The sequence below is a fragment of the Cellulomonas sp. A375-1 genome (assembly GCF_001040865.1).
GTDB lineage: Bacteria > Actinomycetota > Actinomycetes > Actinomycetales > Cellulomonadaceae > Cellulomonas > Cellulomonas gelida.
This window is the reverse complement of the sequence record NZ_LFKW01000044.1, coordinates 1-11,861: the sequence shown is the minus strand read 5'-3', so window position 1 is coordinate 11,861 and position 11,861 is coordinate 1. Positions and strand designations below refer to the sequence as shown.

The following is an 11,861-nucleotide window of genomic DNA, read 5'->3' as shown; positions in this document are numbered from 1 at the left end:
CCCCGCCACGCTCCCACCTGGAGGACCTCCGTGACCGACGGACCCTGGCTCGTCGTGGGCCTCGGCAACCCCGGGCCGCAGTACGCGGGCAACCGGCACAACGTCGGGCAGATGGTGCTCGACGAGCTCGCGCGGCGCACGGGCGTGCCGTTCGGGGCGCGTGCCGGCGGACTGCTGTCGCGCCGCCCGCAGGCCGCGGTCGCCGAGGCGCGCCTCGGCGTGCTGCCCGGCGGCGCCCCCGGCCCGCGCGTCGTCCTGGCCAAGCCGACCACGTACATGAACGTGTCGGGCGGCCCCGTCGCCGCGCTCGCGAAGTACTACGGCGTCGAGCCCGAGCGCGTCGTCATGGTGCACGACGAGCTCGACATCCCGTTCGCCGACGTGCGGCTCAAGCGCGGCGGCGGCGAGGGCGGCCACAACGGCCTGCGGGACACCACCAAGGCGCTCGGCACCAAGGACTACGTGCGGGTGCGCGTGGGTGTCGGGCGGCCGCCGGGCCGCCAGGACCCGGCCGACTTCGTGCTCAAGGACTTCTCGAAGACCGAGGCGAAGGAGCTGCCCTGGCTGCTCGACCACGCCGCGGACGCCGTCGAGGCCGTGGTGCTCGAGGGGCTCGAGGCCGCGCAGCAGAGGTACCACACCAAGGCCTGACGCCCGCCCCCTCACCCGATGGGGTCCAAACGGGTCGCGAACCGGGTGAAAACGGACAAAGAACGCTGACGGTATCTAAGCGGGCGAATAGCCTCCTTCTGTCACTGGAACGTCGTGCGGGACGTTCCAGGGTGCTGATGGGGGAGAGATCGCTGATGACGCTCACCGTGGGGAGAGCCCCGGCCGCTGTTCCAGGACTGCCCGACCGCCGAGGACGTGCGGTCGAGCCACGCCGGTCCTGGGCGTCACCGGAGCCGTTCGTCCCCCGGGAGACGATCTTCAACTCGATGAGCGCGCGCCGCGTGCTGTGGCAGCACATGGGGGTGCGCTACGCGCTGCTGGCGATGCTGAGCGACGTCGTCGCCGCGGCGCTCGTGGGTGCCGCGGTCGCCGTCTCGGCGGTCCCGACCTCGCGCACCGTGGTCGTGGCGTTGCTCGCCGCGCCGCTGTTCGTCGCGGCTGTGGGCCTGTGCCGCGGGTACGGGCGCAACGTGCTGGGTGACGGGCCGACGGAGTTCCAGGCGCTCGGTCGCGCGGCGGTGACCCTCGGCGTCGTGGTGATGGCGCTCGCCTACTTCACGCGGGTCGACGTCCCGCGGCACGTCGTGCTGCTCGGCATCCCCGGCGTCGTCGTGCTCGCCGGCCTCCAGCGGTACGCGATGCGGCTGCGGCTGCACCGCCAGCGGTGCTCGGGCACCGCGATGATGGGCACGATCGTCGTGGGCGACCAGAAGTCGGCCGGCCGGGTGGTGCGGGACCTGTCCGCCGCGGTCCACCACGGCTACCGGGTCGACGGCGTGTGCCTGCCGTCCGTCGACGACGCGGATCTCGTCGAGGGCGTGCCCGTGGTCGGCGCGATCGCGGACGTCGTCCAGGTCGTCGCGGACCGGGCCGCCGAGGTCGTCGTCGTGACCGGTGCCTCGGTCCACGGCGAGGCGCTGCGTCGGCTGTCGTGGGCGCTCGGCCGCGCGGGTGCGCACCTCGTGGTCGCGCCCGACCTGGTCGAGGTCGCCGGGCCGCGGCTGTCGGTGCGTCCCACCGCCGGGCTCTCGCTGCTCGAGGTCCAGGTCGACCAGCCGCGGCGCAAGCTCATCGGCAAGTCCCTGCTCGACTTCGCCGTGTCCGTCCTGGCGAGCATCGTCGCGCTGCCGATCGTGCTGGTCAGCGCCGTGGCGATCCGGCTCGACTCGCGCGGGCCCGCGTTCTACAAGCAGACTCGCGTCGGCATCGACGGCTCCACGTTCACGATCTACAAGCTGCGCACGATGTACGTGGACGCGGACCGGCGCCGCTCGGAGCTCCAGGAGCTCTCCGAGGGCAACGACGTGCTGTTCAAGATGCGGCAGGACCCCCGCGTGACGCGCGTCGGACGCGTGCTGCGGCGGTTCTCGATCGACGAGCTCCCCCAGCTGTGGAACGTCGTGCGCGGCGACATGTCGATCGTCGGGCCGCGCCCGCCGCTCGAGTCCGAGGTCGCCGACTACCACGACAGCGTCCAGCGCCGCCTGCACGTCAAGCCCGGGCTGACGGGCCTGTGGCAGGTGAGCGGCCGCTCGGACCTCGACTGGGAGGAGTCGGTCCGGCTCGACCTGCGGTACGTGGACAACTGGTCGGTCGCGATGGACCTCATGATCCTGTGGAAGACCGGACGCGCCGTGCTGGCAGGGACGGGAGCGTATTGACCGTGCACCCCGAGGCGTCCGTCGGCGATCCTCCCGGGGACGTCGCCGGGGCTTCGGACGTCGACCCGGCGCCCAGCCCTCGATGGGGGTGGACCCGCCTGGTCCGTCGAGGACTGGGCGTCGTCCTGCTGGTGCTGGTCGTCGCGGGCGGCTGGCTCGTGTGGCGCGGCATCCAGCTCGTCGGCGCGTTGCGGGACGCGCAGGACGACCTGACGGCCGCGCGCGCCGCGGTCTCCGACGGGGACGTCGCCGCGCTCGACCCGCTCGTCCCCGGTCTGCAGGACGCGGCTGCGCGCGCGAGCGCTGCCACCGGTGACCCGGTGTGGCGCGTCGCGGAGCACGTGCCGTTCCTCGGTGAGCAGCTCGGTGCGGCGTCCGCCGTGGCCGACGCGCTCGAGGGCATGGCCACGGGGGCGCTCCCGCCGCTCGTCGAGGCGTCCGACGGGCTCTCGCTCGACGCGCTCGTGCCGCGTGACGGTCGCATCGACGTCGCCGCGCTGCGGACGGCCGCGCCCGCGGTCGCACAGGCCAGCGCCGCGACCGACGCGGCGGTCGCGAGGTTGCGCGACGTCGACGTCGACGCACTCGTGGGAACGCTCGCGGACAGGTTCGTCCCCGTGCGCGACGAGCTCGCGGACCTGGCGACGCAGCTCGACGGCGCCGACACCGCGCTCGCGACCATCCCGACGCTGCTGGGTGCGGACGGGCCGCGCAGCTACCTGGTCCTCGTGCTCAACCCCGCCGAGCTCCGCAGCGCGGGTGGCATCGTCGGCTCGGTGCTCGAGGTGCACGCCGTCGACGGCCAGATCGAGCTCGGCGACCAGCGACCGGCGCGTTCCCTGGCCCGGCCCGAGGCGACAGTGCTGCCGTGGAGCGCCGCGGAGCTCGCGCTGTTCGGCGACGCACCGGCGAGGTTCATGCAGTCCGTCACGGCCACGCCCGACTTCGGCCGGACCGCCGAGCTCGCCCGCGCGCTGTGGACGCTCGACACGGGGCGCGACGTCGACGGCGTGATCACGGTCGACCCCGTCGTGCTCGCCTCGCTCCTGTCGGTGATCGGCCCGACGACGACGCCCGACGGCGCGGTGCTCGACGCGGGCAACGCGCTCGAGACGCTGCTGTCGGGCGTGTACCTGCAGTACCCGGACGGCGACGACTCGGACGCGTACTTCGCGGCGGTCGCGCAGGCCGTCACCGCGGCGACCCTCGCCGGGGGGTACGACGGGACGGCCCTGGTGGAGACGGTCCGGGAGGCGGCCGGCGACGGGCGGGTCGCGGTCTGGACCGCCGACGACGCGGTCACCGCCCGGCTCCGGGACGCGGGGCTGCTGCGGGACTTCCTCGGCGACTCCGAGCGCGCGGCGCGCACGGCGGGCGTGTTCCTCAACGACCGCACGATCTCGAAGATGGACTACTACCTGGCGACGGACCTGGCGGCCGATGCCCTGACGTGCTCGCCCGCCGGCGCCGCCACGCAGCTCGAGCTGACCCTGACCAGCAACGCGCCCGCCGACGCCGCCGGCACGCTGCCCGTCTACGTCACCGGGGGCGGGGTCAACGGCGTGCCCGCGGGGAGCATCGCGACGCAGGTGCTCCTGTACGCGCCGCGCGGCGGGACGCTCGACGAGGTCACGGTGAGCGTCGACGGCGGTGCGCCGGTGACGGTCGGACCGCGCCGGCAGGAGCAGGACGGCCGCCAGGTGGCGGCGCTCGACGTGGTGCTGACGCCGGGGCAGACGACGAGCGTGCAGGCGCGCGTCACGACTGCGGCGGGCGTCGAGACTCTCGAGATCGAGCGCACGCCGACCCTCGATGCCGGCCGGCACGGCCCGCAGCTGGCGTGCGGGGCCTGATCCGCGCATGACGAAGGGCGGGCGCCCTCGAGCGCGCCCGCCCTTCGTCGGTCGGCGTCAGAAGTTGGTGCGCGCGACCGCCACACCGTCGACGTAGGCGTTCCCGGCCACGTCGAGCGTCCAGGCCGTGGGGACCCGGATGGCGCAGTTCTTGTACGTCTGGCCGCGGCCGAACGTGTTGCCCGTGATGACGGCACCGGCCAGGGCGCCGCGCGTCGCGTTGTCGGCGATGTTGATGCTGCACCCGCCGTTGTCGATCCAGTTGTCCGTGATCCTGATGCCGGTGACCGCTGCGGTCGCCTGCGTGATCATCAGTGCCGCGCTGTAGGAGTCCTCCAGCGTGTTGTGGTGGATCGTGATGTTCGCACCACCCTGGATCTGGATGGTGTCGTCGTGGCTCGGGCCACCGCTCCAGTTCGGGTCGTTGTCGTAGTGCGAGTTGTCGTGCAGCCACGAGTCGACGACCGTCACGTTGTCGCCGTGGATGTGCACCGGGTCGACGACGTCGGAGATGTCGACGCGACGCAGGGTGAAGTTCCAGCCCTTGACGCCGTCGACGTTCGGCGACAGCTCGCTCGGGCGCAACGTCGAGTCCTCGATCGTCACCGAGTAGTCGTCGCCCTGGACGCGCACCAGATCATTGCGCTGAGCAGGAACGGAACCACGGATGATGGAGTTGCGGATGACCACGTTCTTCGCCTTGACATTGACGTAGCCGCGAATGTCCCAGCCGTCGATCACGGTGCCGTCGGTGCTGATCACGAGATTGCCCTCGTGCACCTTCGAGAACACGCTCTGGCGTGCGCCGGTGTTCGTGGGACCGGGCTGCGCCGTGCCGGTCTCGGGCGTCTGCTCACCCTTGTCGTCGTCGGGCTGCGAGGGCTCCGGGCTCACGGCCGGGTCGTCGTCGATCGACGTCGCGAGCAGGTCCGTCCACTGCGCGGTCAGCGGCGCGTTGGTGGCGCTGCTGGCGACGTAGGTGCTGACGCCGACGCCGCCGGCCGTCTGGAGGGACGCGGTGCTGTCGGTCGCGACGACCTGCCAGTCGGCGGGCTCGGTCGTCCCCTGGCGCCAGGCCTTGGCACGCAGAGTCGTGGGCTTGGTGCCGGAGACCTGCACGCGGACCTGCAGCTTGTCGCCCGTCGAGTAGCCGGGGAGGCTGGTCGAGGACAGCGTCGTGGAGTTCATCGCCACGCCGAGCTGCGCCGCACCCGTGTCGAGCAGGCGCACGCGGGCGCTGTAGCTGTTGGTCGCGACCTTGCGGCCGATCGCCGCGAGGTACACCCCGGAGCCGGTCGCAGGCTTGTCGACGCTCACCGTCGTGGTGAGGTCCGTCTCGGTGCTGGACACCGCGGTGAGCTCGGACGTCCGGGTGGACCCGGCCGCCGTGACGACCTGGCGGCCGTTCGGGGTGGCGACCGCGTAGTTGGCGACCGAGCCGGCGTGCGTCCAGGCGCCGCCCTCGTCGGCCGTGCCCCAGCCACCGGTGCGGGTGACGTCGAAGTCGTCCGCGGCGAGCGCCGGGGGTGCGGGCTCGGTGACGACGACGTCCTGCGTGGTGGTCGACGTGTCGCCGTCGTTGTCGGTCACCGCGAGCGTCACCGCGTAGGTGCCGGCCTGCGCGTAGCTGTGCTCGGCGGTGGCACCGGTCGCGGTCTCGCCGTCGCCGAACGCCCAGCTGTACTGCGCGATCGTGCCGTCGTCGTCCGCGGAGGCTGTGGCGTCGAACGTCGCGGCGAGGTCCGTCGAGGTGCTCGTGAAGCGCGCGTTCGGCAGGGCGTTCGGCACGTCGACGAGCTGCGACACCGTGACGTCGTCGTACGCGAACGGCTGCGGCAGGTTCGTGACCGAGCCCGACAGGTAGGAGTTCACAGCGACGTCGCCCGCGGTCTGCAGCGCCGCGGTCGAGCTCGTCGCGGTGAGCGTCCAGTCGCTCGGCTCGACGGTGCCTGCGCGCCAGGCCTTCGCGCGCAGCGTCGTCGGGCTGGTGCCCGCGGCCTCGACGCGGACCGTGATCGGGTCCCCGGCGCCGAACGTCCCGGGCAGCGTCGCGGTGGTCAGCGACGTGCCGCTCTCGACGAGCGCGAGGGTGCTCACGCCCGAGGCCTGCAGCCGGACCTTGGCGCCGTAGCTCGCGGTGCCGACGCGGCGTGCGAGGTACGACAGGTGGGTCCCGCTGCCCGTCTGCGCGGCCTGTGCGGTCGTCGTCGCGGTCAGGACGGTGCTCGTCGACGTCGCCGAGGGCAGGGCGGACGTGATCGTGGACCCGGCGCGCGTCACCGTCAGGACGCCCTTGCCGCCCACGGTCGAGAACTGCGTCGCGGTGCCGGTGTGCCGCCAGTCGCCGCCGGTCTCGGCTGCGCCCCAGCCGTCGGAGGTCGTGCGCGAGAACGTGTCGGCCGCGACCGTGCGCCACTCGTGGCGGACGGTGGGGGAGACCGTCGCGGTCGGGGTCGCGGTGGTCGCGGACGTCGCGGCCGCCTGTGCGGGCAGCGCGAGCCCGGTCGCGAGGAGTGCCGCGACCGCGGTGGCGCCGATGCGCCGCGCGGCCGGTGTGCCGGCGTTCACGCGGGGCAGGGGGACGTGCTTCATTGCGTGCTCCATGAGGGGGTGAAAGAACGGGTGAAATTGACGCGCGACGCCTTTGTCGCCTCGCCCGAGGAAATGCACCTCTTGGCGGATCAATCGGTGGAACCGACTCAAAAGTTACCGGTCTGTAAGGACGGGATTTCTGGCCCTAAAGGCCTATGTACGCCCTTCTCGCCCAGCGCGGGAGGTAACGCCGCAGGTCAAGGCGCCGAACCGCGGAGCAATTCGGACTTGTGGAGATCCCGTGCCCGTCCCCGACGAATCGCGTAAACCGGCACCAAATCGCTCCTATTGCGCGATCTGTCCGAATTGACCCGTGACCTGAATCACGAAATGCGCACCCGTCAAGAAGTGACGTGCATCACAGAATGGGGGCGCCGCCGGCCGCGGCGGGGCCCCCGGGCGCCGGCGTACCCGCGCTCGGCACGGGGCCAAGCGGGTGAAACCGGACAAGGTGCAGTGAACGGCGTCAAAGCGGTCGATATCCTCACCAGGTCGCCTACCTCAGGAGCTGATGACGTTGGGCAGGGCACGGCAGGGGGCCGGTCCGCGGCCGGCACCGTTGTCGATCGCGATGATCGGCACGCGCGGTGTCCCGGCGCGCTACGGAGGCTTCGAGACGGCCGTCGAGGAGGTCGGCCGCCGGCTCGCCGAGCGGGGGCACCGCGTCGTCGTCTATTGCCGCTCGCATCCGGACGACGAGGGTCTGCCGACCTACCTGGGCATGCGCCGAGTCGTGCTGCCCGCGCTGCGCAAGCGCTCCCTGGAGACGCTGAGCCACACGGCGCTCTCGGTCGGCCACGTGCTCGGCCACCGGGTCGACGCCGCGTTCGTCTTCAACGCCGCCAACGCCCCGCTCCTGCCGGCCCTGCGCACCGCGCGGATCCCGGTCGCGACCCACGTCGACGGACTGGAGTGGAAGCGTGCCAAGTGGGGTCCCACGGGACAGCGCTACTACCGCCGCGCCGAGGAGCTCGCGGTGCGCTGGTCGGACGCGCTGATCGCCGACGCGCCGGGGATCGCCCGCTACTACACCGACGAGTTCGGTGTGCCGACCCGGTACCTCGCGTACGGCGCGCCGGTGATCGCCCAGGAGTCGAGTCGCCTCGGTGAGCTCGACCTGACGCCCGGGGGGTACCACCTCGTCGTCGCGCGGTTCGAGCCGGAGAACCACGTCGAGCTCGCGGTCGCAGGGTATGTCGCGAGCGCGGCGGAGCGCCCTCTCGTCGTCGTGGGCTCGGCGCCGTACGCGGACGACTACACGAACCGGGTGCACGCGGCGGCCGCCGACGACCCGCGCGTGCGCTTCCTCGGCGGGGTGTGGGACGCCGAGCTGCTCGACCAGCTCTACGCCAACGCCGCGACGTACGTGCACGGCCACAGCGTCGGCGGGACGAACCCGTCGCTCCTGCGCGCGATCGGTGCCGGAACGGCCACGATCGCCTACGACGTCTCCTTCAACCGCGACGTGCTGCGCGAGCACGGCCGGTACTTCGGCGACGCCGCGGGAGTGGCCCGTGCGGTCGAGGCCGCCGAGGCCGACCCGACCGCGACCGCGTCGGCGGGTGCGTCGCTGCGCGAGCGGGCGCGGGACTTCGACTGGGACGACGTCGCGACGGGGTACGAGTCGCTGGCCCGCGACCTGGTCGCGCGCAGCGCGCCCGGCCCGCAGCGGGTGCGGAGGCGGGGCGACGCGGGACGCGACGGTGCCCGGTCCGTCGCCGTGACGGCGGTGGCGCACGGTGAGTGAGCGCACCGCGCCCGTGCCCGCGGCCGACCGGTCGAGCTCGTACCGCGAGGCGTACGCGCGCCTGGTCGCGGCGCAGAAGACGGCCGCACGTGGCGCACCCGCGTACTCGCGGTTCGTCAACCGGCGTCTGGGGCGGTTCCTGGCCGCGTGGGCGTACTCCCGCGGGCTCACCCCGAACCAGGTGACCGGTCTCAGCGCGCTCGCGACGTTCACGGGCATCGCGCTGCTCGCTCTGCTGCCGCAGACGTGGTGGCTGGGCGTCGTCGTGGCCGGCGCGCTCGTCCTGGGCTACGCGCTCGACTCGGCCGACGGGCAGGTCGCGCGGCTGTCGGGCACCTCGAGCCAGGCGGGCGAGTGGCTCGACCACGTCGTGGATGCCACGAAGGTCGTGACACTGCCGCTCGCGCTGCTCGTCGGGCTCTACCGGTTCGACGCCGTCGACGACGGGTGGCTCGCGATCCCGCTGCTGCACGCGGTCGTCGGCACCGTGCTGTTCTTCGCGATGATCCTCACCGAGCAGATGCGCCGCGCGCGCGGGACGACGAGCGTCGCGGAGCCGGGGCAGGCGGGCCGGTTGCGCGCACTGCTCCTGGTGCCCACGGACTACGGCGTCCTGTGCCTGTCGTTCCTGCTGCTCGGTCTGCCCGTCGCGTTCCTCGTCGTGTACGGCGCTCTCGTGCTGGCCACGACCCTGTTCGTCCTCGCGGCCCTGGTGAAGTGGTTCCGCGAGCTCTCCTGATTGTCGGTTTGGTCGCAATTCGATAACGGCTGTGACGAAGGTCACATCTCGATGTCGGCGATGTCACGATTGCGCCGTCATGCCTGGTGGGCCCGCGTGGCGCGCGTCCAGGCGCTCGCCCGTCCGCCGGCGATCAGGACGCCCGATCGCCGGGTCCCATTCACTCGTCCGTGTGCTCGCCCTAGGCTCCCGAACCAACGACGGCGCCCTCGCAGCGCCGTCGTCGCGCAGTCGGACAGTGAAGCAGCCGGACAGAGAACCTGGGGCGATGATCGGACAACGAGCACTCTCGGCGGTCGCGACCGTCGTCGGCGCGCTCTTGGTCGGCATGGTCGCCGGCGGCATGGCCTCGGCCCAGGTCGTCCTCGACGAGGTCGGTGCCCCGGCGCCCCACGTCGCCGCCCGTCCGGCGCCCCTCGCTGACGGCGTCGCACCGGCCGGTGCGACCGACGGCGGTGCCGCTGCGGGAGCCGCGGGCGGCTCGTCCGCGGCCGGGTCCCTCGGTACCGAGGTGCGGTTCGAGAACGCCGACGAGGGACGCAACCAGGCGACCGTCTGCCTGGTCCGCTTCTGGCGGTGCGAGGGCGTCGACCAGCCGATCTCCCGGAACCGGCCGGGCATCACGACCCCGGCCCCGAGCCCGTCGACGACCCCCAGCCCCGGCGCGACCGCGTCGCCGAGCCCGACAGCCTCGGCCACGCCGTCGCCCGCGCCGAGCACCAGCCCGGCCCCGCAGCCGACGACGTCCCCGACGCGCCCGCCGAGCACGCCCAGCCCGTCGCCGAGCGCGCCGTCCACCGGGCGTCCCGGGCCCGGCAACACGGGCGTCCCCACCGGCACGCGCCTGACGGTCGTCGACGGCGACGTGAAGGTCACCGAGCCCGGCACCGTCATCGACGGCAAGGAGATCCGCGGCATCGTCTGGGTCCAGGCGCCCGGCACGGTCATCCGCAACTCGGTGATCAACGGCCGTGCGGTCAGCGCCAGCATCGCCCTCGTGATGGTGCAGGGCAGCGGCAGCGTCACGATCGAGGACTCCGAGCTCTACGCGCGGATCCCCTCGCCTCACCTGCGCGGCGTCATCGGCAGCAACTTCACGCTCACGCGGGTGGACATCCACACGGTGACCGACCAGCTCATGGTCACGGACGGCGACGTCCTGGTGCAGGACTCGTGGTTGCACGACAACGTGCGGTTCGCGAACGACCCGAACCAGGGCGGTGACTGGACGCACGACGACAACGTCCAGATCAGCAAGGGCGACGGCATCAAGCTGCTGCGCAACACGTTCTCCGGCTCGCACAGTGCGTCGGTGATGGTCACGCAGGACCAGGGTGCGGTCAGCAACCTCTCGATGGTGGGCAACCACATCAGCGACGGAGGCTGCGCGGTGAACCTCGCCGAGAAGGGGTACGGCCAGATCAGCCCCGTGGCGCTGAAGAGCAACGTGTTCACCCGGACCCAGATCCACGCCGGCTGCGCGATCGTCGCGGACCAGGCGACGCTCAACGCGCTCGTCCTGTCCGGCAACGTCTGGTCCGACGGGACAGCCGTCAAGGCGCGGCCGCGCAGCTGACCGACCGATCCACGACCAGCCCCGGGGTCGCGTCGTTACGATCGGGCACATGCCGCAGACCGCCCCTGACGAGACACCCGCGGACGGTGCGGTCGTCGTCGTCAACTACGGCTCGTCCGCGCTGCTCGCGCGCAACCTGAGCGCGTTCGCCGCGACCCCCGGTGTGCGGGTCGTGGTCGTGGACAACCTGAGCTCGCCCGACGAGCGCGCGGCGATCACCGCGCTCGCGGACCGGCACGGCTGGGAGCTCGTCACCCAGCCGAACGTCGGCTTCGGGGCGGGCATGAACGCCGGCGCCGCACGCGCGCTGGCGCTCGGCAGCCGGGCCCTGCTGCTGCTCAACCCCGACGTCGAGATCGACCCCCACGCCGCCGCCGACCTGCTCGCGCAGGCTGCCGCCGACGACGCCCTGATGATCGCCCCCGCGGTGCGGCACGGCGACGGGCGGCCCGCGTTCTCGCGCGGCACGCTCGACCTGCGCACCGGTGCGCTGGCGACCCGCGGCCCGCTCGACCCGGACCATGAGCCGTGGCTCACGGGCGCGTGCCTCGCGCTGTCCGCCGGCCTGTGGGAGCGGATCGGCGGCTTCAGCGACGCGTACTTCATGTACTGGGAGGACCTCGAGCTGAGCGTGCGCGCCAACCGGGCGGGCGCTCGCCTCGTCGTGCGCGACGACGTCGTGGCGACCCATGACGTCGGCGGGACGCAGGGCACGGGCAAGTCGGCGCTGTACCGCTACTACAACTGCCGCAACCGCCTGCTGTTCGCGCGCCGCAACCTCCCGCGTCGCGCAGCGCTGCGCTGGCTCGCGGGCGCGCCGGGCTACGCCTGGGACGTGGGGACGCGCGGCGGTGGCCGGGGGCACGCGCTGCGGCACCCGGCGACCACGCTGTGGCCCGCGCTGCGGGGGTCGTGCGCGGGCGCCTGGCTCCTGCTCGGGCGACGCGCGCCCGGCGGCGATCAGCGCGTCGTGGAGTCCCGGCCCCACGGCGTGGCCGAGCCGCGCCGCCGGTGACGACGG

General features: G+C 73.0%; 8 protein-coding genes. 7 read left to right on the top strand and 1 reads right to left on the bottom strand.

What is annotated here, in order from left to right; all coding sequences use genetic code 11:
• Window positions 1-30: 30 nt before the first annotated feature.
• The 3 genes from pth (at window position 31) to CWIS_RS05245 (ending at window position 4,186) form a co-directional block, all read left to right on the top strand.
• Window positions 31-651 (top strand): aminoacyl-tRNA hydrolase, encoded by a 621-nt coding sequence (gene pth, locus CWIS_RS05255; protein WP_048342205.1) that lies wholly within the window; start codon window positions 31-33, stop codon window positions 649-651.
• A gap of 287 nt (window positions 652-938) precedes the next feature.
• Window positions 939-2,333: a sugar transferase gene (locus tag CWIS_RS05250; protein WP_231583670.1), complete on the top strand. Its 1,395-nt coding sequence runs from the start codon at window positions 939-941 to the stop codon at window positions 2,331-2,333.
• 2 nt (window positions 2,334-2,335) lie between these two features.
• Entirely contained in the window at window positions 2,336-4,186 is a 1,851-nt protein-coding gene (locus CWIS_RS05245; RefSeq protein WP_053071564.1) for a DUF4012 domain-containing protein, read from the top strand.
• A 57-nt stretch (window positions 4,187-4,243) separates the two neighbouring features.
• On the opposite strand, the gene CWIS_RS17465 is transcribed toward CWIS_RS05245, so the two are convergent.
• A complete protein-coding gene (locus CWIS_RS17465) occupies window positions 4,244-6,778 on the bottom strand; it encodes a PKD domain-containing protein (protein WP_053071563.1) in 2,535 nt (844 codons plus the stop codon).
• Between the two features lie 571 nt (window positions 6,779-7,349).
• On the opposite strand from CWIS_RS17465, the gene CWIS_RS05235 reads away from it, so the two are divergent.
• From CWIS_RS05235 to CWIS_RS05220, 4 genes are all read left to right on the top strand, one after another.
• Window positions 7,350-8,525 carry a DUF1972 domain-containing protein gene (locus tag CWIS_RS05235; RefSeq protein WP_048342203.1) on the top strand — a complete coding sequence of 392 codons (1,176 nt, stop codon included), beginning with the start codon at window positions 7,350-7,352 and terminating at the stop codon, window positions 8,523-8,525.
• Window positions 8,518-9,264, top strand: coding sequence for a CDP-alcohol phosphatidyltransferase family protein (locus CWIS_RS05230; RefSeq protein WP_307722641.1), 747 nt, complete (start codon window positions 8,518-8,520; stop codon window positions 9,262-9,264). Before CWIS_RS05235 ends, CWIS_RS05230 begins: the two co-directional genes overlap by 8 nt.
• Window positions 9,265-9,532: 268 nt before the next feature.
• Complete coding sequence (locus CWIS_RS05225; RefSeq protein ID WP_048342202.1) at window positions 9,533-10,840, top strand: hypothetical protein; 1,308 nt, start codon at window positions 9,533-9,535, stop codon at window positions 10,838-10,840.
• A 49-nt stretch (window positions 10,841-10,889) separates the two neighbouring features.
• Window positions 10,890-11,855 (top strand): glycosyltransferase family 2 protein, encoded by a 966-nt coding sequence (locus tag CWIS_RS05220; protein ID WP_053071562.1) that lies wholly within the window; start codon window positions 10,890-10,892, stop codon window positions 11,853-11,855.
• Window positions 11,856-11,861 lie beyond the last annotated feature (6 nt).

Coding starts and splice junctions, on each gene's coding strand:
- CWIS_RS05220 (WP_053071562.1), top strand. CDS start 10,890: ATGCCGCAGACCGCCCCTGACGAGACACCCGCGGACGGTGCGGTCGTC.
- CWIS_RS05250 (WP_231583670.1), top strand. CDS start 939: ATGAGCGCGCGCCGCGTGCTGTGGCAGCACATGGGGGTGCGCTACGCG.
- CWIS_RS05235 (WP_048342203.1), top strand. CDS start 7,350: ATGATCGGCACGCGCGGTGTCCCGGCGCGCTACGGAGGCTTCGAGACG.
- CWIS_RS05225 (WP_048342202.1), top strand. CDS start 9,533: ATGATCGGACAACGAGCACTCTCGGCGGTCGCGACCGTCGTCGGCGCG.
- CWIS_RS17465 (WP_053071563.1), bottom strand. CDS start 6,778: ATGAAGCACGTCCCCCTGCCCCGCGTGAACGCCGGCACACCGGCCGCG.